Origin of the sequence: Algoriphagus alkaliphilus (assembly GCF_900103735.1) — a bacterium.
In the GTDB taxonomy this organism is placed as follows: domain Bacteria; phylum Bacteroidota; class Bacteroidia; order Cytophagales; family Cyclobacteriaceae; genus Algoriphagus; species Algoriphagus alkaliphilus.
Window position 1 is genome coordinate 88,374 of sequence record NZ_FMXE01000007.1, and the last position, 23,179, is coordinate 111,552.

General features: G+C 43.2%; 20 protein-coding genes, 1 tRNA gene and 1 pseudogene. 7 read left to right on the forward strand and 15 right to left on the reverse strand.

Annotated features, from left to right (window positions below; all coding sequences use genetic code 11):
• Positions 1-145: 145 nt before the first annotated feature.
• From BLQ81_RS06070 to BLQ81_RS06080, 3 genes are all read right to left on the reverse strand, one after another.
• Positions 146-583 carry a hypothetical protein gene (locus tag BLQ81_RS06070; protein ID WP_092729062.1) on the reverse strand — a complete coding sequence of 146 codons (438 nt, stop codon included), beginning with the start codon at positions 581-583 and terminating at the stop codon, positions 146-148.
• Complete coding sequence (locus tag BLQ81_RS06075) at positions 580-1,071, reverse strand: RNA polymerase sigma factor (RefSeq protein WP_092729063.1); 492 nt, start codon at positions 1,069-1,071, stop codon at positions 580-582. The genes BLQ81_RS06070 and BLQ81_RS06075 overlap by 4 nt, the downstream gene beginning before the upstream one ends.
• A 280-nt stretch (positions 1,072-1,351) precedes the next feature.
• Positions 1,352-1,424, reverse strand: a tRNA-Phe gene (locus BLQ81_RS06080).
• Between the two features lie 102 nt (positions 1,425-1,526).
• Between BLQ81_RS06080 and BLQ81_RS06085 the strand changes: the two genes are divergently transcribed.
• From BLQ81_RS06085 to BLQ81_RS23015, 4 genes are all read left to right on the forward strand, one after another.
• Positions 1,527-2,861: a 4Fe-4S dicluster domain-containing protein gene (locus BLQ81_RS06085; protein WP_092729064.1), complete on the forward strand. Its 1,335-nt coding sequence runs from the start codon at positions 1,527-1,529 to the stop codon at positions 2,859-2,861.
• 148 nt (positions 2,862-3,009) lie between these two features.
• The gene (locus BLQ81_RS06090; RefSeq protein WP_092729065.1) at positions 3,010-3,801 is read left to right on the forward strand and encodes a (Fe-S)-binding protein; all 792 of its coding nucleotides are present in this window, start codon (positions 3,010-3,012) and stop codon (positions 3,799-3,801) included.
• A 77-nt stretch (positions 3,802-3,878) separates the two neighbouring features.
• Complete coding sequence (locus BLQ81_RS06095; protein WP_092729066.1) at positions 3,879-4,367, forward strand: hypothetical protein; 489 nt, start codon at positions 3,879-3,881, stop codon at positions 4,365-4,367.
• A gap of 37 nt (positions 4,368-4,404) precedes the next feature.
• Positions 4,405-6,336: an OmpA family protein gene (locus BLQ81_RS23015; RefSeq protein WP_092729067.1), complete on the forward strand. Its 1,932-nt coding sequence runs from the start codon at positions 4,405-4,407 to the stop codon at positions 6,334-6,336.
• 224 nt (positions 6,337-6,560) lie between these two features.
• Here BLQ81_RS23015 and dnaN read toward each other — a convergent pair whose 3' ends face one another.
• From dnaN to ccsA (BLQ81_RS06150), 10 genes and pseudogenes are all read right to left on the reverse strand, one after another.
• Entirely contained in the window at positions 6,561-7,685 is a 1,125-nt protein-coding gene (dnaN, locus tag BLQ81_RS06105; protein WP_092729068.1) for a DNA polymerase III subunit beta, read from the reverse strand.
• 494 nt (positions 7,686-8,179) lie between these two features.
• The gene (gene gldG, locus BLQ81_RS06110; protein WP_092729069.1) at positions 8,180-9,862 is read right to left on the reverse strand and encodes a gliding motility-associated ABC transporter substrate-binding protein GldG; all 1,683 of its coding nucleotides are present in this window, start codon (positions 9,860-9,862) and stop codon (positions 8,180-8,182) included.
• Positions 9,859-10,578, reverse strand: a complete 720-nt coding sequence (gene gldF / locus BLQ81_RS06115; protein ID WP_092729070.1) for a gliding motility-associated ABC transporter permease subunit GldF — start codon at positions 10,576-10,578, stop codon at positions 9,859-9,861. The genes gldG and gldF overlap by 4 nt, the downstream gene beginning before the upstream one ends.
• Positions 10,575-11,486, reverse strand: coding sequence for a gliding motility-associated ABC transporter ATP-binding subunit GldA (gene gldA / locus BLQ81_RS06120; protein ID WP_092729071.1), 912 nt, complete (start codon positions 11,484-11,486; stop codon positions 10,575-10,577). The genes gldF and gldA overlap by 4 nt, the downstream gene beginning before the upstream one ends.
• Positions 11,487-11,631: 145 nt before the next feature.
• Positions 11,632-12,111 (reverse strand): ribonuclease HI, encoded by a 480-nt coding sequence (rnhA, locus tag BLQ81_RS06125; RefSeq protein ID WP_092729072.1) that lies wholly within the window; start codon positions 12,109-12,111, stop codon positions 11,632-11,634.
• Positions 12,112-12,153: 42 nt separating this feature from the next.
• Positions 12,154-12,730: pseudogene (locus tag BLQ81_RS06130) on the reverse strand (MarC family protein).
• Positions 12,731-12,831: 101 nt separating this feature from the next.
• Positions 12,832-15,351 (reverse strand): cytochrome c biogenesis protein CcsA, encoded by a 2,520-nt coding sequence (ccsA, locus tag BLQ81_RS06135; RefSeq protein ID WP_092729073.1) that lies wholly within the window; start codon positions 15,349-15,351, stop codon positions 12,832-12,834.
• A 28-nt stretch (positions 15,352-15,379) separates the two neighbouring features.
• Positions 15,380-15,796 (reverse strand): cytochrome c maturation protein CcmE domain-containing protein, encoded by a 417-nt coding sequence (locus BLQ81_RS06140; protein WP_092729074.1) that lies wholly within the window; start codon positions 15,794-15,796, stop codon positions 15,380-15,382.
• A 12-nt stretch (positions 15,797-15,808) separates the two neighbouring features.
• Positions 15,809-16,051, reverse strand: coding sequence for a CcmD family protein (locus BLQ81_RS06145; protein WP_092729075.1), 243 nt, complete (start codon positions 16,049-16,051; stop codon positions 15,809-15,811).
• A 92-nt stretch (positions 16,052-16,143) separates the two neighbouring features.
• Positions 16,144-16,818: a cytochrome c biogenesis protein CcsA gene (gene ccsA / locus BLQ81_RS06150; protein WP_092729076.1), complete on the reverse strand. Its 675-nt coding sequence runs from the start codon at positions 16,816-16,818 to the stop codon at positions 16,144-16,146.
• 128 nt (positions 16,819-16,946) lie between these two features.
• Between ccsA (BLQ81_RS06150) and rlmN the strand changes: the two genes are divergently transcribed.
• The 3 genes from rlmN to BLQ81_RS06165 all read left to right on the forward strand — a co-directional run bounded on the left by rlmN (position 16,947) and on the right by BLQ81_RS06165 (position 21,414).
• The gene (rlmN, locus tag BLQ81_RS06155) at positions 16,947-18,146 is read left to right on the forward strand and encodes a 23S rRNA (adenine(2503)-C(2))-methyltransferase RlmN (protein WP_245693189.1); all 1,200 of its coding nucleotides are present in this window, start codon (positions 16,947-16,949) and stop codon (positions 18,144-18,146) included.
• Between the two features lie 72 nt (positions 18,147-18,218).
• Positions 18,219-20,891 carry a TonB-dependent receptor plug domain-containing protein gene (locus BLQ81_RS06160; RefSeq protein ID WP_092729077.1) on the forward strand — a complete coding sequence of 891 codons (2,673 nt, stop codon included), beginning with the start codon at positions 18,219-18,221 and terminating at the stop codon, positions 20,889-20,891.
• A 52-nt stretch (positions 20,892-20,943) separates the two neighbouring features.
• Positions 20,944-21,414, forward strand: a complete 471-nt coding sequence (locus BLQ81_RS06165) for a hypothetical protein (RefSeq protein WP_245693190.1) — start codon at positions 20,944-20,946, stop codon at positions 21,412-21,414.
• A gap of 36 nt (positions 21,415-21,450) precedes the next feature.
• On the opposite strand, the gene BLQ81_RS06170 is transcribed toward BLQ81_RS06165, so the two are convergent.
• Together BLQ81_RS06170 and BLQ81_RS06175 are read right to left on the reverse strand one after the other, a co-directional pair.
• Positions 21,451-22,386, reverse strand: coding sequence for a rhomboid family protein (locus BLQ81_RS06170; protein ID WP_092729078.1), 936 nt, complete (start codon positions 22,384-22,386; stop codon positions 21,451-21,453).
• A 1-nt stretch (position 22,387) separates the two neighbouring features.
• On the reverse strand, positions 22,388-23,179 hold the full coding sequence (locus BLQ81_RS06175) for a rhomboid family intramembrane serine protease (RefSeq protein WP_092729079.1): 792 nt from the start codon (positions 23,177-23,179) through the stop codon (positions 22,388-22,390).

The window sequence follows — 23,179 nt, forward strand, 5'->3', positions numbered from 1 at the left end:
GTCATGCTCGATTTCATGTGTTTATAATTGTTTTTTAGCGGTCACACCTGTCTGCCGTTAGGCAGTTGGGATATTCGCATGGATTAAAATCATTCCTCTTTGGGTTGCTTTGGGACATGCCTGTCTGCCGCAGGTAGGCTTGATTTCATTGGTTTGAATTTTGATCCAGCTGAAACAGCTGATTGGTTGTGTTCAAATATTTTAGATCATTCAGCGGAGCCAGCTGATCTTTTGCTTTTGAAAGGTTTGACTGTATTAAACCAAAGGCTTGTATGACTTCTTCGAATGCTCTCTGCTCGGCTTGCTTTTGCTCATACACTCTCCATCCCCAAAAGCTTCCAATCAAGATCGTAATCGAAGCCGCCCAGCTTAGCCAAGCGGGGTTTAGCCTCCGCGTTTTGGTCTTGGGAATACGCAGAATTTTTGGTTCTTCGGATTTGAACAGGTCTAGTCCTTTGAATAAGGCCTTTTCCTGTTCATAGCCTGTCGCTTCTCGAATTAATTCCCGAAGCTCCTTTTCTTCATTTTGGGATGTTTCCGCCTCCCAATATTTCCCCAGCAGTTCTTCAATTCTTGTCTTCATCCGGTAATTCCTTGGTTGATTAATTTTTCGCGTAGGGTCTTTCTTGCCCGATGGAGGTTGACTTTCACTTGGTCAAGGCTGATCTCCATTTGCCCTGCAATGGCTTCATAACTCATCTCCTCCACCTCTCTGAGGTGAAAAATCTCCCGTTGCTTCTCAGGTAGATCTCCTACCAAATCAAATATCAAACGAAGTGATTCTTCAGATTCAAGTTGATTTGGTTCATTAAAAGCCGTTTCCCGTATTCCTTCCAAACTTTCAATTCTTTCATTTTTCCGATGATGCATCAAGACCTCATTTTTCAGGCTTTTGACCATCCATCCAGTCAGATTTGGGTGTGTTTGGAGTTCCTTTTGACGTCCCATTGTTTTTTCAAATACATTTTGCAAGGCATCTTCTGCTAGATCCCGGTCTTTGGTCCAGAGAAAAACCATCCGGAACAGCTTGCCTCTCAAGGGCCAGATGTGTGTCTCGAAAAATGAATTCATTTAAGAAGGTGATGCGGAAAAGGCCAGAATGTTACAAATTCACGAAGAAATTTCCTGAAATTATTTTTCTAAGTCCAAAACTCACCCGGAAGGAAGTCCCTATTCAGTCAATTGTCCTTTTGAGTAATCCTAGACTTGTGTAGATCGAGTATAAATTTGAATCAGAAATAGTATGCATGCAGACTATTTTATATTTTGCAGTGATGAACAATCCAGCTTTATATCGACGAAGTTTTGAGAAAAGGGCAAAAAAAATCCCGATCCATGTGGATCGGGAGGGTGGTGATAAGTGGACTCGAACCACCGACTCACGGATTTTCAGTCCGATGCTCTACCAACTGAGCTATATCACCAACTTTTAAAGTGATGCAAAGGTAGAAATTTGAGTATTTGATACAAATGCTTTTCAGAAAAAATAAACCCTAATTAAAGAAAAACAAGCTAATCAGATCACTATGAGCATTTTACCGCAACTCGCATTTGTCCTGATTTTGGGTATTGCGGGTTATATTTTGAGTAAAAGGATCAAATTTCTCAGAAGAAATATCCTTTTAGGAAAAGCAGAGACTCGGAACGACCAATCCGAATCCCGCTGGAAGACCATGATGCTGGTGGCGTTTGGTCAGCAGAAAATGTTTAAACGCATCGTCCCAGCTTTTCTTCATTTATTAATTTATGTTGGCTTTTTAGTCATTAACCTTGAAGTATTGGAATTTATTCTTGACGGTATTATAGGTAGTCACAGGCTTTTTGCTCCGGTGTTGGGAGGCCTTTATACCACTGCCATCAACATGTTTGAGTTTCTGGCTGTCGCAGTATTGGTTTCCTGTGTTGCTTTCCTGATCAGAAGAAATGTGATGAAAGTGGAGCGTTTCACCAAGCCGGAGCTCAAGGGTTGGCCTGCCATGGATGCAAACCTGATTTTGGTGATTGAGATCATTTTGATGTTTGCAATCCTGACGATGAATGCAACGGATCAGATTTTGGCAAACCGAGAAGATGGACATTATTTGGCCTTGGGAACCTTGTTTTTCAGTAGCATGCTGATGCCAATCTTTGAGGGAATGTCTGATGGAGCTTTGGTTTTCACGGAGCGGTTTGCCTGGTGGTTTCATATTGTAGGGATTTTGGCTTTCGCTATTTATGTCACCTACTCGAAGCATTTGCACATCTTTTTGGCTTTTCCAAACACCTGGTATTCCAACCTCAAAGCAAAGGGTGAAATGATCAATATGCCTGAAGTGACCAATGAGGTGAATATGATGCTGGGAATTCCTGTGGAAACTTCCTCTGATGTGTCTGCTGAAATCGGTCGTTTTGGAGCTAAAGATGTCAATGACCTCAGCTGGATCAATGTTCTCAATGCGTATTCCTGTACGGAATGTGGGCGTTGCACGGCAGAATGTCCGGCAAATCTCACCGGTAAAAAACTTTCCCCGCGTAAAATCATGATGGATGTGCGGGATCGCGTTGAGGAAGTTGGAAAAAGCATCGATGCTGGTGGTGCCGGTTTTGAAGACGGAAAGTCACTTTTGGGAGATTACATCACTAAGGAAGAAATCAACGCCTGCACGAGCTGCAATGCCTGCGTAGAAGCATGCCCTGTCAATATCGATCCTTTAGCTATTATCCTTCAAATGCGCCGCTACGTGGCCATGGAAGAATCCGGTACTCCTGCCCAGTGGAATGCCATGTTTCAAAACATGGAAACCAGCTTTTCGCCTTGGAAATTTAGCCCTTCAGATCGCTTCAACTGGGCAGAAAAAGTGAAGGAAGAGGAAATGATGTAAAGTTGTCCGGTGTCCGATGTCGGGTGACCGATGTTTGATAGTCGATCCTCCTTGGCGGACAGGAGTCCGATTAAATTTTCCTCGATTTGGGTCTTGAATCTTGTTTCTAGCCTCTTGTGTCTAAAGTCTATAATCTAAAGTCTAAGAAATGTCAACATATAAAGTTCCAACCATGGCCGAAATGTCCACAAACGGTCAGACACCTGAAGTTCTTTTTTGGGTGGGCTGCGCCGGATCTTTCGATGAACGCTACAAAGCCGTGACTCAGGCTTTTGTGAAAATATTGAATAAAGTCGGCGTCAGTTTCGCAGTTCTCGGGCCGGAAGAAGCCTGCACCGGTGATCCGGCAAGAAGAGCTGGAAATGAATTCCTATTCCAAATGCAAGCAGTCGCAAATATTCAGGTAATGAATGGCTATGAAGTAAAAAAAGTTGTTACAGCATGCCCTCATTGCTTCAATACCATCAAAAACGAATATCCTGCATTGGGTGGGAATTATGATGTAATTCACCATTCTCAGTTTTTACAGCAGCTGATCAATGAGGGGAAGGTCACACTTAAAGGAGGAGGAGAATTCAAAGGTAAAAAGATCACCTTTCATGATTCCTGCTACCTTGGTCGTGCCAATAGTGTCTATGAAGCCCCCCGGGAAGTCATCAAAGCCTTAGATGTGGAGCTGGTCGAGATGAAGCGCTGCAAAACCAAAGGACTTTGCTGCGGGGCTGGTGGAGCGCAGATGTTTAAAGAACCTGAACCGGGTAAAAAAGACATCAACATCGAACGTACTGAGGAGGCATTGGCCACCGGAGCAAGTACAATTGCGGTTGGCTGCCCATTTTGCCTGACCATGATGACCGATGGAGTGAAAAATCAAAACCGGGAAGCTGACGTCAAGGTCTATGATTTGGCAGAAATGATCGCCAAAGACATGGGGATTTAATTTGAAGAATTGAATCAATTCAGCCCTTTTTGCCGTTATGCAAAAAGGGTTTTTTATTTGTAAGTTAAACAAACCGCATGTATCTCCCATTTGATCAAATGCCTGATTACGCTAGAGTTTGGGTTTACCAGGCAGACCATAAATTATCCTCGGCTGATGCGCAGCTTGTCCGGGATCGGATGAAAAGTTTTTGTGAAGGCTGGAATACGCACGGAAACTTGATGCCCACTTCATTTGAACTCATCGAAAGCCAGATACTGATTTTGGCCGTGGATGAAAGTAAGCTTGGTGCCAGTGGCTGTTCGATTGATAGTTCAGTTCGGACGCTTCGGGAGCTGGAAAGTATCCTACATATCAATTTGACCGATCAAGGGAAAGTCAGTTTGAGAAAGCCAAGCGGAGAAATGAACGTAATTTCAGCCTTAGGTGTGAAATCAAAAGTGACTTCAGGCGAAATAGATATTGAAACTGAAGTGATCAATCCCATGATCCGCGTCAAATCCGATCTTCAAAATCTCTGGCAACCTGTCCGAAATAGTTGGCTTATTAAGTATTTTCCAAATTAATTAGTAATATTCAGCATTGACCTACAATCACCATTCGATGAAGAAGCATTTTTTATGGATTTATGCCTTGGTTCTTTTGGCTTTTGTTGGCTGTAAGAGCTTGCAAGAAAAAGGAAATGACCAATTCCTGTCCGGGCAGTACCAATATGCGATCAATACCTTTACTCAGATTCTAAGTCAGGACTCCTCCAATCTTGAGGCGAACCAGTTTATTGCGGAAAGCTACCGGCTCTCAAATCGAATAGAAAAGTCAGAGCCATACTATCGCCAATTGGCAGAAAAAGATCCATCATTTTCCAGTTACTTCTTCCTTGGGCAGAGCCTTAAAGCGCAGCAGAAAAATGAGGAGGCTATTCAGGCTTTTGAAAAAGCAAAAGGTTATACAGCCGACGATGCCCTATTGGCGAGAAATCAGCGGGAAATAGAGGCGATTAAATTGGCTGAGGGAATTGAAGATTACTGGCCAAATCATGTTTTGGTCAATTATACCGAACTGAATACTCTTGGAGCTGATTTTTCTCCCGTATTGAGCGAAAAATTCCTCTACTTCACTTCAGGAAGACAAGCATCAGCAATCTATCCGGCTACAGGAACACCCTATTTAAAGCTATTTCGCGCTAGAGCCGATGGGTTAAAAGTAGATGTTGGCGTAATACAGCCATTGCCGGAATTCAGAAACGAGGAAGGCTTAAATCAAGGTTCCATTGCGATAAGTCCTGACGGGAACACAATCATATATTCCCGAGGAAATTCTACTTCTCCAAAGGATTACCCAGAGACAACCTTGTTTGCTTCTTATTTCCGAGGTGCCGGTTTTACCCAGCCCATCTGGATGCCAGTTAATGGTGAGGAAAATTGGTGGAATTCTACGCCGGCCTTCAGCCCGGACGGATCAGAACTGTATTTCGCTTCTAACCGACCTGGAGGATATGGAGGCATAGATCTCTGGAAAGCTACCCGACTTGCCAACAGTGATTTTGGAAACCCTGTCAATCTTGGCTCCACCATCAATACTCCTGGGAATGAATTGTTCCCAAGAATGACCCCTGACGGTAAATTCTTTTTTGCTTCAGATGGACATCCCGGTTTTGGAAAGTTGGATTTATTTGTAGCCGAAAAGGACGAATCCGGTAAACAGCTGATTCGAAACCTGGGAAAAAACATCAATAGCAAGGACGATGATTTTGGGATTTTCTTCACAGAATACCCAAAGGCAGGATTCATCTCCTCCAACCGCGAAGGAGGGGTAGGGGACGACGACATCTACTTCTTTGAAGACAAAACTCCTAAGCCTAAAATCGTCAATGTACTGCTAAACGTCTTCATCAAAGAAGAAAAAGCTGATGGTTCCATCGCAGACTTGCCTCAAACCAGGGTTGTGCTTTACGGTTCGGATAATAAGCAACAGGGTGGAGATTTCTCCAATGCCAATGGCCGTGTAAGATTTACCATGGCTCCTGAATCGGATTATACTATTATAGCTTCAAAGGGAGGTTATTTCTCCAAATCGATCCCCTATACCACAAAAGGCAAGACACCCGATCCGGCAACGTTGATTCAGGATGTGACCAACGTATCACTTGATACCACAATCGTTTTGGATCAGTTGATTTTGGAGAAATCCATCGTCCTGGATAATATTTATTATGATCTCGATAAGGCTGAAATCAGACCTGATGCAGCGTTTGAGTTGGATAAATTGGTCAAAATCCTGGCGGATAATCCTTCGATCAGAATTGAGCTGAGCTCCCATACCGACTCCAGATCCAGCGATGCCTACAACCTGAATTTGTCTCAAAGAAGAGCGCAATCCGCAGTGGATTACATGGTGTCAAAAGGAATCGCAGCCGACCGATTGGTGGCCAAAGGATATGGAGAAAGCCAATTGATCATCAAGGATGCCAAGACTGAGGAAGAGCATCAGGTCAACCGTCGAACTGAGTTTAAAGTGATTGAGATTCGGGAGTAATAAGTACTTCCCCAATAAATATAAAAGCCCGTCAGGAGTGTTCTAGACAGGCATTTTATTGAACAATAGTCCCAGTGAACCTGCCTGCTGCAGATAGGTTTCCGTAGAATGAGACGTAGATGATCTCGGATTTTTTCTGTTTTAGAGATCCTTTCTCAAATCCCAACCCACAAAAAAAGTCCGAATCACCGATCCGGACTTGGGGTTAAAATTATTGGATGAGGTTATACGTAATTGTTAAGCATTACCGGCATGACGAGCATGAGGATGTCTTCATTAGCATCCTGTTCGGCAGGGAGAATCAGACCGGCCCTATTTGGAGCGCTGAATCTTAAGCTAACTTCTTTGCAGTTCAGATTATTGAGCATTTCCACCAAGAACTTGGCATTGAATCCGATTTCGATGTCTTCACCTTCGTGATCGCAAGAAAGACGTTCGTTTGCCTCGTTGGAGAAGTCCAAGTCTTCTGCAGAGATCATCAATTCACTGCCAGTCAATTTCAATCTAACCTGGTGGGTAGTCTTATTTGCATAGATTGCAATTCTTCGCAAAGATCCCAACAGCTCCAATCGGTCAATGTTCATGCGGTTTGGATTGTCAACCGGAATCACATTTTCGTAATCAGGATAGCGCTCGTCGATCAGACGGCAAATCATCTTGATATTGTTAAACTTGAAGTAGGCGTTGGATTGGTTGAATTCCACGGTGACAGGTACATTTTCACCGGGTAGAGTTGATTTCAACAAGTTGAGCGCTTTCCTTGGGATGATTAGACTGGTACTGTTTGCCGAAGCGATGTCCACTCTTCTGTACCGTACTAGTCTGTGACCATCTGTTGCCACAAATGTTGAATTAGTATCGCTCAAATTGATGTAAACACCAGTCATTGCAGGCCTGAGTTCATCAGAGCTTGTTGCGAAAATGGTGTTTGAAATGGCAGAGGATAGCACCTCTGTGGACATATCCACAGTTGTTGCGTTGTTTACGGTTGGGATTTTTGGGAAATCCGTCGCATTCTCGCCGGCTAGTCTGTATCGACCGTTGTCTGAGCTTATTTCGACTGCGTAGGTGTCATGATCGATGCTGAAGGTTACCGGCTGCTCAGGTAGATTTTTCAAAGTTTCGATCAGAATACGCGCTGGTACTGCAATATTTCCATCCTCTTTTGCCTCGACATGAAGCTGTGTCATCATGGAAGTCTGCAAATCAGAAGCAGTTATGGTCAATTCGGAATCTTTGATCTCAAAAAGGAAGTTCTCCAAAATAGGAACAACCGGATTCGTTGTTACGACACCGTTGATGGCCGAAAGCTGCTTGAGCAAAGCAGAAGAGGAAACAATAAATTTCATGTGTTTATGATTTTATATTAGTGGTCACATGGAATCTCGCATTACAAATGATCATCCCAATAGGGGATGTTTGACTAACGCTCGATTTCATATCGTAGGGCTTAGTATTTAGTTTAAATCCAGTGGGGTAAATTTATAAATAAAATGCTAATTCGATGGGTCGAAAATCCCTTTCCCCGAAAATTTATCCTGTTAATTTCATGTGTTTATAATTTGGTTTTTAATTGCCACATGGAATACCCCCAGATAATCATGCTCCTGTGTGTCGCTCTTTCGAAATGGGTATTTCATGTGTTTATAATTTGGTTTTTAATTGCCACATGGAATACCCCCAGATAATCATGCTCCTGTGTGTCGCTCTTTCGACATGGGTATTTCATCTGTTTATAATTTGATTTTTTTAGTCACATGGAATGCCCTGCCCCGATAGCTCGGGGCATCCCCCTGTGTGATCCCGTAAATACGGGACCATGGGCATTTCACATTAACCTAAATCAGCTAGTAGAATACCTACGCTTTCTAAGATAAAGTATTATTCCACCCAAGAGACTTAAAATCAGAACAGGAAGTGCCACATTGACTCCCTGCCAAAAAGTTTTCTGTTGGCTGATTTTTACTTTGTTCAATGGTCGGATTTGTAGTGATCGGGTTCGGGAAGCTATGATGCCTTCCGGATCACTGAGGAATTGAACAAGGTTTTGGAGCAATTGCTTATTGGCGTAGGTAGTTTGGGCAAAAGGATCTTCACCTAATAACAAAGGCTGCTTTCCCTGTAAGCTTAACTGGCTTTGAAATACCGATCCATCACCAAAAACAACTACTTTTCCTCTTCCGCTTTCCTTAAAATCGTCTTTTGAAAAGTCTTCGGGTACAAATCTGTTTTTGAAAAGTGAGGTAAATTCACCTTCCAGCAAATAAGCCAAAGGCAAGTTGCGCAAGGTGAATTCTTCCATTTTAGGTGCTTTTTCCATATCCGAAAATGCTACTCTTGACGGTGCAGGAAGGATTTTTGCATTTTCTGATCCAAAAATCAAAGGAGTCTTAATTACCCCATCTGCTTTGACTGTGTCTAAACTACTTGCAAATCTATAATTGACCTGATCCAGAGTTTTGGTGATCGGATGAGTAGTGACTCTTCCTGCATTGAAATAAAATGGCCAAGGCAATGGAACCAGTTGTTCTTGATTTCCAAAATTGCCACCCATTACGGGTATGAAGCTAAAGTTTAGATCCTGAATTAGGTCCTTGTTGATCCTTACTCCATAGCGGAAAAGCAGGCGATCCAGTTCATTTTCTAGGGGGAAAGAGAAGGTGCCATTTCCTCCTGCCTCAGCTATATTCACCTCGACTCCCTCTGCGGCAATTACAAGATTTCCTCCATGCATCACATACTGATCCAAGAGATAAAGCTCACGATCGGTGTAAGTTTGCTTGGGACCGACAATAAAAATCGCCCCAAAAGTACTCAGATCCTGAATAGACTTAGCCTGGTCAAGGGGAACTTTGAAGACCTCATATTGACCATCAAGTGCTTCTACTATTCCAAAACCGCCATCTTCGGAAAGTTCTCCGTGACCGATGATCAATGCAATGGCTCCCTTCTCGGGATTGACCAGTTTTCGGATGGCATTGCTAAGTTCAAACTCCAGATTTTCGATGGATGTATTCAAAATCTGATCCGGAGACATTCCCTGCTCGCCTTTCAGAATCAGTGCGCCGGTTTCGTATTCATCATCGGCCACCAAAATCCCCGGAAAAATCAATTGTGTCTGCTGTCCAGAATTTTGATTGAAAAAAACATTGGTTGGATTGATGCCATAATCGGCTAAAGTGAAGATGAATTCCTCCTGAAGTGAATCCGTCACCGTCAGTGGGTCAAAATAGGAAACTGTGATATTTTCCGAAGAATAGGCGTTAAATGTCCGAACGGTTTCCTCCATTGACTTTTGTAATCTTCGCATGCCACCCGGAAGATTTTTTCCTGTCAAAAGTATATCCACATGAATCGGCCGATCCAGATTTTCCAATAATTCCTTGGTGGCTGGATGAACGGAAAATCGCTTTTCATCTGTCAAATCAATTCGAAATCGAAGGAATTGTCCCAGTAAAAGCAAGATCAAAATCCCCGCTAAAAGGGTCAGGTAGGGTTTTGCGGTATGGAGTCCTGATTTTTTCATTTGTTTCTTAAAACCAAAACAGAAGCTCCCAAAAACACCCAAATCATTCCCAGAAGGAAAAATAAATCCCGGCTGTCTACCACTCCGCGGCTAAGGCTGATGTAATGATAACTCAAGCTAAGTTCCTCAACCCAATAGGCGATGTCACCGGAAAGAATTCCCGACAAGGCTGTGAATCCAAAATACAGCACAAAGCAAAGAAAAACACCCAATACGAAGGCAACGACCTGCTGGGAAGTCAATGAACTTGCAAATAAACCTACCGCTGCGAAGGTAGCCCCGATCATCAACAGACCGATCCAGCTTCCAAAGAAGCCCGCTAAATCAAGATTTCCGACCGGTTCCCCAAGCTGCACAATACTGTAGGCGTAAAGAAGGGTAGGTAAGACTGACAAAAAAACCAAAGTAACTAAGGCTAGGTATTTTGCCGAGATGATTTGAATTATTGAAAGTGGAGAAGTCCTTAAAAGCTCCCAAGTACCTGTTTTTCGTTCTTCGGAGATAGCTCGCATAGACAGTGCAGGAATCAAAAATGTAAAAACATAGGGCGTGTAGGAAAAAAGGGCTTCCAGATCTGCAAAACCATAATCCAAAACCGAGCTTTCGGGAAAAACCCAAACGATCAAACCTAATGCGACAAGAAACAAGGTCAGAATCAAGTAGCCGGTAAGGCTACCAAAAAAGGCGTTGATTTCTCTTATATAAAGACTCCTCATAGGTTTTGGGTAATTTCTCTAAAAAGGGTTTCGAGATTTTTCTTGGATTGGTTTAGGCTGTTCAGGTTCAGGCCCCGCTCGGCAATAAGTTGCATCAGCACTTTTCTCGTTTCGACGGGGTCGGCTGTTTCGATTACCAATTGCTGATTCCCTTTGCTGCCAAACTTGACCTTTCCAAGTTTTTCAAACCACATCAATTCCAATTCCTCCTCAGTTTCCAGGATTAATTCTACTTGCCCTGATCCTGCTTTGAGTTCGGATAGCGGACTTGCAGCCAGGATCCTTCCTTTGTTGATGATTACCACATCATGACAGATCGCCTCAACTTCCTGCATGATATGGGTGGAGAAGATCAACGTTTTATTTTTAGCGATTTCACAGATTAAATTCCGGATTTCGACCAACTGATTTGGATCCAGGCCTGTAGTAGGCTCATCCAAAATCACCACTTGAGGATCGTGAATTAATGCCCGGGCCAATCCAACCCGTTGCCGGTAACCTTTGGAAAGCTGACCGATTTTCTTGTGCTGTTCGGTTGAAAGCCCTGTTTTTCTTACCAACTCTTCCACGCGGGATCGGATGTGCGAAGATCTCATCCCATAAAGTCCTCCCGAAAATTCGAGGAATTCACGGACATACAGGTCAAGGTAGAGTGGGTTGTTTTCAGGCAGATAGCCAATTTTCGGGCTGACAAATTTGGGGTTTTCCAACGCATTTTCTCCCAGTATTTTCACTTGACCTGCATCAGCGCTGAGGTAACCCGTGATGATTTTCATCGTTGTGGATTTTCCGGCACCGTTTGGGCCAAGAAAACCCAGAATTCTTCCCGGAGTAGCCGAAAAGCTCACTTCATCGAGTGCTTTTTGGTTGCCATAAAATTTACTTAAGTGGGAGACTTCTAATGACATAAAAAGGAAAAAACCAAAGAGGAAATTTTAGCAGGGCAGGAGTAAATTCCCTTTGCACAGGATTCGAACAAAAATATCAAACCCTGAGGGAAAGGCAATGCGATTTGTACTTTTTAGGAAAATGAAGTGACTTATTTTAGGATGTTCAAAAAAGCCCAGATCCAGCCTTTCCTTTCAGACTTTCTTCGTAGCCCGTATCAGCTTTTAATCCGTAACCTTCTGCCGCTGCTACGGCTAACTGATCGCAGCGTTCATTCTCGGCATGTCCGGCATGCCCCTTTACCCAAAAGAATTTGGGCTTGTATTTCAGGTGAAGCGGAATGTAGCGAAGCCAGAGATCCGGGTTTTTTTTGTCTTTGAAGCCTTTTTTCTGCCAGCCCCACAGCCAACCTTTTTCGATCGCATCTACGACGTACTTGCTGTCAGAGTAGATCTGTACCGGAAATTCGGTGGTTTTCAATTCCTGCAAGGCCCGAATCACAGCCAAAAGCTCCATGCGGTTATTGGTAGTAAGGCGAAATCCTTCGGACAATTCCTTACGGTGCTGACCGAATTTGAGGACAGCCCCATAGCCACCCGGACCGGGATTGCCTTTGGCTGCTCCGTCTGTAAAAATGATAATCATGTGGTGAAAATCGGGAAAATCGCTGAAATTCCTTTTTTAAAATTAATTAAAGATCTCAACAGGGAAGGCATTAGTTTTGAAAATTTTGACAGCAATAGAAAGCAAAATGATCCCGAAAATTCTTCTTAAAACATCCAGTCCAGATCTTCCAAGTTTACTTTCCAGCCAAGTGGTGCTTTTCAAAACTGCATAAACAAAAATCAGATTCAGCAGAATGCCGACACCAATATTGACCTGCTCGAATTCCGCCTTCAAGGTTAAGATAGTTGTTAACGTCCCTGCACCTGCGATCAAAGGGAATGCGATCGGGGTACAATGGATGCGCTTCAGGGTCCGGTTTGAAAAGTTCGATACCTAGGATCATTTCCGCTCCTAAAGCAAAAATGATTAAGGCTCCTGCAATGGCAAAATCGCTCACTCCAATACCAAACAGTCGAAGTATGGACTCACCGACTAGTAAAAATACAATCATCAAAAGTCCTGCGGCAAGTGTTGCTCGCTCTGATTTGATGTGACCTACTTTTTTCCGAAGATTGATGACTATCGGGATCGAACCTAAAATATCTATTACGGAGAAAAGGATCAATGATACAGGCAGTATCTGCTTGAAATCTAACATTACGCAAAGTTAGCGGATTTCGGATGTGGGATATGCGATTTCGGATTGGAACGGGAAAAAATCCCCAATCCGAAATCCCCAATCCGAAATCCGAAATCGAATTACTCTAATCCCTTATCCCGCATCTTTTGGAATTCATCAAATCGGCGGAAAATAGCGACCGTAAATCCCATCAGCATGATGATCGTTCCGATCCAAAGTACATTGATGTAGGGCTTCACGATAGCCTTCATGACCACGTAGTCTTTTTGGTACTGATTGACCTTGAACACAAACTTATTTTGCTCAGGGAGGATATTTTCCAATCTCACCTTGATGCCAAGTTCTGTGTCGATTACAGGGAGTTTTCCGATTTGATTATTTCGGATGATAAAGGTGGGCTCAATACTTTTTTCTACATCATAATCCAAAATTCGGAGCTTTGCCTTCACGGCAATATCACCTTCCTGGAGTTGGTATCCGTCCACCTCTTTGAGGACCTCAGCACCGTCAAAATAGGTCACAAAGTCAGCGATATAAAATTGCTCACCCGGTGCCGCCTCGTATGTCTCATCCTCTTTCCATTCTGGATCCTCAGAGTCGTTCATCGCTGCCACGTAGGTGTACAAATCTTTATTTAGGTAAATCTTGGAATCCGGGGAAGAGATCAGACCGCCCATACCTGCATTGAATTGTGACATTGGACTTAATGAAAATTTCAAGGTTTCGTTCTGCAGGTAATCGATTTTGAAATAGTCGTTTTCTTCAAGAACAATCTTTACTACATCTCCTTTTTTGAAATGATCTTTAAAATCTGCCAAAGCAATAGCTTCATTGACTTTACCAGTCGATTCAAGGATTTTGGCAGGCACATACTCATTGACTCCCACCACTTTTTTCTCACGACCTCGGTAGATTACCGTGTAGTCTTTCATTTGGGTGGGCTTGTTGATCCAAAGCAGGACATGTTCTTTGTTCATCTCATCCTCCCAGCTGTTGCTGTAAGTGAGACCTGACATATTGATGGAAATGACATCCGAGTAGCCGGAACTGAACATGATTCCGATGAGCATCATGCCCAATCCGATATGTGCCAAAGAACCACCTGCCAATTTGAAAGTTGATTTCTTAAGGATTTTCAGCAAAATGACTGCATTGGCTACGATCGTAAACGTGCTTGCCAATACGATGATGATGTATTTCCAGTCGTAGACTTTTGCCAAAACGATGATTGCGGCCGATATCAACACTGAAATAATATATGGAGTAATCAAAGCATCTTTTAACGCTTTTTTATCGATTTTTTGCCACCAGAAAAACTGACCAACAGAGGTCAGAAGAGCAATTGCCACTGCAAACCACAATTGAAATCTGGTATAAAACGCTACCTGATCTGCTGGAGGGGCCATGTTGGAAATTCCGCCGAAGCTTTCCACCAATGCATTCCAGGCAGGAATTGAAGTAGGCAATATGACCTGAAAGGCCATCAAACCCAAAGTCACAGCACCCAGGAATATCCAAAATTCTCTGGAGTAAACGGAAGCTTCCTTCTCGGAAGTTGGAATATGTTTCCAAGCCCTAGCCGCCAAAAACACAGCAATAACCAAGAAAAATAACATATAAATCAACAATTGACCCGATAGTCCCAAGTCGGTAAATGAGTGAACCGAAGCATCGCCTAGCACGCCTGATCTCACCAAGAAAGTGGCATAAAGGACCAAGATGAAGCTCAGAATCACTAAAACTATTGTGGTCTTGAGAGCGGTCGCGCTTTTCTTGAAGGTGATCATCGTATGGATCGAGGCCACCAAAATCAACCAGGGAACATACACGGCATTTTCCACGGGATCCCAGTTCCAATACCCACCGAAGTTTAAGGTCACATAGGCCCAATACGCACCCATGATAATCCCCATCCCCAAAATCATCGCAGAGAAAATCGCCCAAGGCAAGGCCGGGCGAATCCATTCAGAATATTTTTTCGTCACCAAGCCGCCAATAAGGAAAGCAAAAGGAACCAAAGTTGAGGCATATCCCAAGAACAAGGTCGGCGGGTGAATGACCATCCAGATATTTTGCAAAAGCGGATTCAAACCCGTCCCATCTTCCGGGACAAAGTCAGGATTCAATTGGAAGATAGGAGCCTGCGTAGCGTCACGCAAAAGGATAAAGGGTGAACTGCCAATCTTCAAATCATCTATCACCACACCCATAATCATAGAAATCAAAAATGCCTGAACCAAGGCAAAAACCACCATGACCGGTGCTTCCCAGAATTTGTTGGTCTGGATTAGGATCACGCCCAAAATCACGTTCCAGAAAGCCCAAAGGATGAACGCCCCCTCCTGACCTTCCCAGAAACTGGAGATCATGTAATGAACAGGAAGTGCTTTGGACGAGTGTGAATAAGCATAAAAGTACTCGTAGCGGTGATTGTAGATGATTTCAAAAAGTGAAAAAGCAATCATCACTGTCGAGGCAGTGTGAATGTAGAAGCTAATTCTGCTAAATCTTCTCCAACTCGCTTTTTCAATTTCGTTGGCACGAAAATACTGCACGTAGGCGTATGCCGTCACCAATGCACTCACAAAAGCCACGATGGTCATCAGGTGGCCAAGATTACCCACAAAGGTATTGATCATGATTTTTTACTTGAGATAGCTTTCAACATCACATTCCTGCCGCCTGCACGTCGGTTTCCTGATATTTGGAAGGGCATTTCATCAGGATTTTATCCGCAACAAATATTTCTTTTTCTCGATACGAGCCAATGACTACCACTTGTTCAGATCTCTGAAAATCAGCAGGAACAGGCTCGTTATAAAACACTTTCTGCTCGGTTCCCTCATTGTCAATAAGAAGGAAAGTGAAAGAAACTTTATCTTCTCCCACTTCAATGCCTGACACTTCGCCGGCTTGGTTTTTTTTCAATTGTCCAACTACGTGAATTGACTTGTCTTCTCCGTCATTCTTCATTTCCCAAGCAGTATTAAAGTTTTCATAGCTGCTTGCATCTCCGATGGAAGTCATGATAATGACAATTGCAATGGCTATAATTCCGAGTCCGATGATGTGTCCTTTTTTCATTGTATGTGAAATTTATGAAGTAAGATTTTTTTCAAGTTTGGAAATCTTTCGATCGGTATTGACTACATAAACTGTGATTCCGATGAAAATGATTGTGATGATACCAACTAAAACATAGATTTTTCCATCAGCTCGCATTTTGTCCGCCATTTCTACGCTATTGTTTGAATAGTCTGCTTCCGAAACTGGAATTTTCTCCTGTGCCAAAGCACTCAAAGAGAAAATTAATAGAGCTATAGTTAGTAGTTTTTTCATGTGTTTATAAGTTTTTCTTAAGGCCACGTGGAATCTTGCATTTCCGATATCATCCAATTGTGTGTCGAACTAGTCATACTCGATTTCGTCTTTCAGGAATTAAACATTTTGTCTTCTAGGTGGCGTTCCACTCTACGGATTCTTACCCTTACTGTTGCTATCCATGCTCCCAAAAGTGTCCATCCCAGGATTGCAGGATAGAAGATCATTCGAAGCTTGGAATCCAGATCATAAGCATTGAATCCCGGATTTCCGCCATTTCCCGGATGCAGGCTGTCAGTCAGACGGGGCAATACGAAAATCAACGGAATAAAGGCTGCGAAAGCAAATATGTTGTAGACTGCGCCGATCCGCGCTCTTTGTTGTGGATCAGTGATGCTGCCTCGGAGAATCAGATAAGCGAAATACATCAAAATCCCTATGGCTGATGCATTTTGCTTAGGATCGCCACTCCAATAATCTCCCCAGGTGAATTTTGCCCAAAGCATACCTGTCAAAATTCCCAAGACTCCGAACAGGATGGCTGCATTGGTAAATTCTATCGCCATGTCATCGTGTCGGAGATTATTGCTTCGCAGGTATTTGATGCTGTAAATGACAGCAACTACCAACATCAGAATCATTCCGAACCACATAGTCACGTGAAAGTGAAGTGCACGGATCGTTTCGTTTAGGATCGGAAGCCGAGGCACATCCATAATCAATCCGGCAGTGAGTGTGTACAGCAGGAGACCGATTGCAAGGATTTTCCACCAAGATTGGCGCATAGGGTGATTTAGCTATTTCAAGTGCAAAAATACGTCATAAGTTCCTGAATCCCCTGCTTTTTTCTGATAAAAGGAAATGGGATACAGATTGATAAAATTTATACCTAAAGCAATACTCCTGTTGTAGAATGAATACATTTCTTGGATATGCCAATACCCTGACAATTTACAACCTTACCAACTTCCAACTTTCCCACCATCCCACCTTCTTACAATTTTCCAATTTTGGAATTTTCCAATCTTTCAATACTTACCTTTGCCCCGTGGAAAATCAGAAAATCGACATTCGAAAACTCAGCCTGACCGAATTGGAGGAGTATTTTTTAGCCAATGGAGAAAAAAAATTCCGAGCCAAGCAGGTCTACGACTGGCTTTGGAATAAATCGCTCAAAAATTTCGACGATATGAGCAACATTTCCCTTTCTACAAGGGAAATGTTGAAGGAAAACTTTATCATCAATCATATCCAAGTGGATTTGATGCAGCATAGCTCTGACGGCACGATCAAAAATGCAGTCAAACTCTTTGATGATAAAATTGTAGAATCGGTACTTATCCCCACCACCAAACGAATCACTGCCTGTGTGTCCTCTCAGGTAGGATGCAGTCTTGATTGCAATTTTTGTGCGACCGCACGGTTAAAGCGCATGCGAAATCTCACTCCGGGAGAAATTTATGATCAGGTAGTGGCGATCAAAGAAGAGGCGGAAACTTACTTCCAGCGCCCGCTTACCAACATTGTTTTCATGGGGATGGGAGAGCCACTTCTGAATTATGCCAATGTGATTGAGGCGATTGATAAAATCACTTCGCCCGAAGGCCTGGGGATGGCACCCCGCCGAATCACACTCTCTACAGTCGGCGTGACCAAAATGATCCGTAAAATGGCTGACGATGAAGTCAAATTCAACCTTGCCGTTTCGCTTCACTCTGCGATCAATGAGACTCGATCCCGACTCATGCCAATCAACGATTCCAATCCCGTGGAGGAATTGGGAGAAGCCCTGAAGTATTGGTACCAAAAGACCAAGCGGAAAGTGACTTATGAATACGTCATTTGGGATGGGATCAACGACGATGAAAAGCACGCCCGGGCACTGGCTAAATTTTGCAAAATCATTCCTTCCAAAGTGAATCTGATCCAATACAATCCGATCGATGAAGGTGAGTTTCGTCAGGCAAAACAAGAGGCAGTGGATATGTATGTGCGGATATTGGAGCAAAACGGGATCATCGCCAAGGTCCGAAAATCCCGAGGTCAGGACATCGACGCGGCATGCGGTCAGCTGGCCAACAAAAACGAAGTGGCACAGCTAATCAATAGTTAAGAGTTTTTTATTTGTATTTAAAACAAGAAGTAGTTTTATTACTTTCGATTTTAAGAACCAACTATTCTACCGATGAAAATCTTTTTTTCCAAGCGGCTTACAGCGGCCTTGTTTCTTATTGCAATTCCAAGTTTTGGTCAGGAAAGTCTCCCTGAAAAGATCCAAACTTATTTTCAAAGTATCCAAAGAGAATTCCCAACTGAGAAATCCTACCTTCATTTAGACAAGCGAACCTACACGCTTGGCGAAGATGTTTGGTTTAGTGCGTATTTATTGGCTGGGAGCAATCAAATTCCCTCTCCGCTAAGCCGCACACTTTACGTCGATATATTCGATGGTGAAGGACTCTTGCTGGAGCAGCGAAAAATAAGAATCGAAAATGGTCTTGGTGCCGGAGACTTTAAAATCCCAAGATTTGGAAAAACAGGAACCTATCAGATCAAAGCTTACACCGCATGGATGAGGAATTTTGGCGAGGCCTATTTTCTCAGCAGTTCATTTGTGGTGGTAGATGGTGCGGCGGGCTCTTTTTTGCCCAAAGTTGACTTCAAAGAAATCAGTGCCACGGCAGGACAAGTCAAATATCAGGTGGAAATTGAAGCAGTTTCCACCTCAGGTAATCCGCTTAGCAATCAAACTTTAGAGTTAAGAGCTTTGGCTGGAGAAACTCAACTGCACAAGCAATCACTTTCTTTGAATACGCAGGGTCAAGCATCCTTTTCATTCTCCATCCCTGAAATGGTAAACCCAAGCCAAAGCCTTGAACTAACTTATTTTGAAAACGGAGATTATCCGGTCACACAAACCATTCGGCTTCCTTATGCATTAAAACTGGCGGATATTCAGTTTCTTCCAGAGGGAGGACATTTAGTGATTGGAAAAAAATCAAATGTGGCATTTCGGGCTATAGACCCTGATGGAACGCCCGTTGACATCCGGGGGGAAATTGAAGGACAGGGATTTTCGTCGCGTTTCGGAGGGATGGGAAAGCTGGAATTCACTCCAACAAAAGCGGATAATGCTGCCAATATTACCAATCCAAAAACAGGTGAGACGCGGTCTGTTTCACTTCCAAAAGCAGATTCCCGAGGCTTGGTAGTTCAGGTAGTCAATAACCCATCTGCCTCTTTTGTTACAGTTTTTGTACAAGGCGAATACGAGCCTAATTCACTTTTGCTGGTTTCTCAGACTCGGGGAGTGATCAATTACATGATTCAGGGGGTTTTGGCCAACGGCGTTTGGGGGATTCGGATTCCAAGGGAAAATTTGATTACCGGAATCAATCATATTACGATTTTAAGTTCAGATGGTAAGCCCTTATTGGAGCGGCTGATTTTTGTTCAAAAAGATGACTTTTTGAAACTTGAGCTTACCAGCTCCAGTCCTATCAATCCGAGAGGGAAAATTGGCTTAGATCTCTCCAGTTTATTCCAAAATCAGCCCATGGAAGGCTCATTTTCCATGGCTGTGACAGATGCGGATCAGGTGAGCGATGAGTCAGATGCCTTCGGTTCTATATTTTCCTCCTTATTACTGACATCAGACTTGCGTGGGAAAATCCATCAGCCTGGGCATTACTTCAAGAATCAGGAAGCAGAGACCTTAGAGTTGCTTGATTTGGTGATGTTGACTCACGGATGGAGACGGTTCTCTTGGGATGATGTAATGGCGGGTAAACTGCCTGAAATCAAAAATTTTATTGAGCGGGGAATCACTATCGAAGGTCAGGTAAAGGAAAAAACTGAAACCAAGAAGGGACTTGGCGGTGGTAAAGTCAATGCGGTTTTGGGTGATGGAGTAGAAATTGTGTCCTCGGAATTTGGGCCAAACGGCAGATTTATTTTTGCCGAATTGGACTATCAAGATTCGGTTACGGTCACCATTACGGCAGTGGACAATCGGGTCAAAACATTTGTGTATGTGAGTATCATTGAGCCTGATGCCGTATTTTCAAAAATCGAAGGTGAGTATCCTCATCAGATCGTCTGGCCGGAAGGTTTGGCGGCCACTTTTGCTGAAAGAAACCTACTGCAACAAATGAAGGATGATCAAAATATCCTTGACTTGGAGGGAGTCACCGTGGAGGCTAAGACGATTGAAAGAGAAGACGAAGAAATCCGGAAAATGTATGGAACAGGAGATGTCACCATCAATCCGGACAAAATACCGGGTACTATTGCCTTTACCAATGTTTTTCAACTGATTCAAGGACGGGTCTCGGGTGTTCAGGTGTTTGTTTCAGGTTTGGCTGTATCCGTTCGGATCAGAGGTGTGGGATCTGCAAATGCCGGTACTGATCCACTTTACTTACTGGATAATGCACCTGTGGATGCGGAAACTCTACTTCAGATCAATCCCAGGGATGTTTCGAGTATAGATGTGTTCAAAGATCCTGCACGTGCTGCGATTTTTGGTGCACAGGGTGCCAATGGAGTCATCGCAGTATATACCAAAACCGGCGCGGGAATGAATTACAAAAGTGTAGGGGGCACCTTGGTTACCAAATACGGAGGCTATGCTTCACCGCGGGAATTCTACAGCCCTAAGTATGATGTGAAAACTGCCGAAAACGCCATCACTGACAGCAGAGCGACGATTTATTGGAATCCTTCAATAAAAACCGATGCCGCAGGCAAAGCGAAGCTTGAGTTCTATAATACGGATGTTGCTAAGCGACAATTGATCATTGTGGAGGGAATGGATGCCGAAGGAAGATTAGGCAGAGTGGTCAAAGTGATTGAATAGTCACTTGCAAAACTCAGCAAAGCCACTTACCTTTTTCGAAAAACTTAGAAAAATGAAAAAGGCTTTGATTGTTTTTGTACTCTGCGCTGCGATTTCCACATTTTCAATGGCTCAGGAAAAAGGGGATTCCCGGATCCATGCCCTTGGGACGTATGGCTTAAGATTCAATGAATTTGGGGCAGCTGGAGGACTAGAATTCTTTTTTGCAGACAAGTTTGCGGTAATGCCAAGCTTTACTAAATTTTTCCCGAAAGTGGGGAACTTCAGCAATTTCAGTTTCGATCTTCGATACTATGTCACAGAGGGACCTTCCCAGCTATATTTTCTTGCCGGATACAGTCAGACATTTGAAAACAATCAACCGGGTCAACCCGGCACAAAACGAGACTATGTGGGTGCCAATGCCGGAGTGGGTGCTTACATTGTGCTGACGGAATGGGTGGGCTTGAGCACTGAGTTTAAGTTTCAAAGCCAGTTTAGGCAAGAACCCAGCTTTCGGGTAGGCTTGGCTTTTCCGCTTTAAGAATCTACATGGGATTCAGCTGAATTCCTTTGAATCTTATTTCTTACTAAACTCAAACAACTTCCTTTTCTCTTCTTTGCTCAGAGCATCATAGCCCTTTTCGGCGATTTTATCTAGGATTTTATCGATGTCTTCTTGTGTGGTTTCTTGGGTTTTTTGAGCTGGACTCACGTTTGGTTTGGATGAGAAGCCACCAAAACCTCCATTGTTGCCTGTCTTTGCTTTTCGATAACTCACTTTGACATTGCTTCGATTGCGACTAAAAAGGTTTTCGAAGAAAATTCCGATTTTCTGAACAGGGACCCCCAAGTCAGTACCCCGCCGAAGTTGTACGATATAGAAATAGCCTAAAAGTGCTCCTCCCAAGTGAGCGATCTCTCCCCCGGCGTTTGCTCCAATTGAGTTGGCAAAAGACAAAATCACATAAAAAGCTGCGATGTAAACAATCTTCACCGGTCCGAGGATCAGCAAAAAGAAAGTTGTATTGGGGGTCAAAGTCGCTGCACCAACAACTATCGCAAATACCCCAGCACTAGCTCCAAGCATCATCGAGCTTTCTACTGATCCACTAAAGTAGGGTGCAAGATTGTAGATCAGAACATAAAACAAGGCTCCGAAAATCCCGCCTAAAATATACAAGTTCGCAAGCTTTCTACTTCCAAGGTATTGGTGGATCAGCATCCCAAACCAATAGAGAAAAAGCATATTGAAAAGGATGTGAAATAATCCTTCGTGCAAAAACATGTAGCTTAGAATTGACCAAGGCTGTGTGGCTATTTTAGGAAGATAAGCCGGCATCATCAGGTAGCTCAAAGCTGCTTTGTATAGCTCCCCAAATCCGCTGATTGTAAATATTACACGGACGACCAACAGACCAAAAAATACGAGAATATTTATCGCAATCAGCTTAAAAAGGCTGTTGTCGCTATGCCGGAAGGCATTCTTTAGATTATCCCAAAAACCACCGTACATATCAATAGAAGCTATTTCTGTCCTTTTTCCAATTGTAAACCAATACAGCCCCAACCACCAAACCACTCAAGTGGGCAAAATGAGCCACATTATCTGTCGGGTTATTTACGAATACGTTATAAATGGTATAAAGTGCATAGACTCCCACCAAATATTTTGCCTTGACAGGCATAGGTGGAAACAGTAAGAACAGCTGTGTGTTTGGGAAGAGCATGGCAAAGGCCACTAAAATTCCAAAAAGGGCACCTGATGCACCGACCATAGGCTGATTGGATCGTAGCCTCAGGATCGCCTGAAGTGTTTTTTCTGCCCGTTCGATAAACATTGGATCCTCGGGATTTCTGCTGAAATCGCCCACAAAATCAAATACTTCCGGGGAAAAGTACCCTCGATTTTCTAAAACAAGTTTGTTGAAATATTCAGGATCGGGATCAGCTTCAAAAGTAAGCACCTTGTCCTCCAATTTTTTATACTCATACATGGAATAGCCTGAATACAGGACTCCTGCACCAATACCGCAAACCATCCAAAGAATGAATAATTTTTTTGGTCCCAAAAATTGCTCCAGCAGTGGGCCAAAAATCAATAGACCGAACATGTTGCTGAAAAGGTGCCAAAAATCGGCATGCATAAACATGTAAGTCAGGAATTGGAATGGCTTGAAATAAGCACTTTGAATAAAATAAAGTGCAAACCATTCATTCAAAACGGGAAAAACAAAATTTGCAACCAAAAAAACGATAATGTTGATCAGGAGAAGATTTTGTACGACCGGGGTGATATTTCTAAACAT